The sequence below is a fragment of the Pseudoalteromonas sp. S3260 genome, from assembly GCF_005886925.1.
Lineage (GTDB): Bacteria > Pseudomonadota > Gammaproteobacteria > Enterobacterales > Alteromonadaceae > Pseudoalteromonas > Pseudoalteromonas tetraodonis.
In genome coordinates this window covers 1-306 of sequence record NZ_PNCV01000064.1, presented here as the reverse complement: position 1 = coordinate 306, position 306 = coordinate 1, and the positions used below count along the sequence as shown (strand labels likewise).

Sequence of the window (306 nt, the reverse complement as noted above, 5' to 3'; positions counted from 1 at the left end):
AATCGGGTAGCCGGAGGTCTCTAACCTCCAGCCCCCACACCACCCATCATGCGGGTCCGCAATGGGCGGTTCATCTCCCGTAATGAATATTGATCCAAATATCTTTCAATGACACTAAACCTTGTGATGCTAAATAGTCATTACCTAGCGCAATGTTAATTCCTTTTGTTTTTGAGCTTCTACAAGGGCCTTTACTGGTGATACCACAGGCTATGGCGAGTCGCTCGCTAACACCCAATTTCATTAAACTGCGTACTTTGGTGCGAGGTTTACGCCATTGCCGCCAGTAGCACATTCTTATCCTAC

1 pseudogene is annotated in these 306 nt (G+C 47.1%); it reads right to left on the bottom strand.

The annotated features are described in order from the left end of the window. Positions 1-70 precede the first annotated feature (70 nt). A pseudogene (locus CWC14_RS11530) lies at positions 71-306 on the bottom strand (group II intron reverse transcriptase/maturase); the annotation flags it as partial.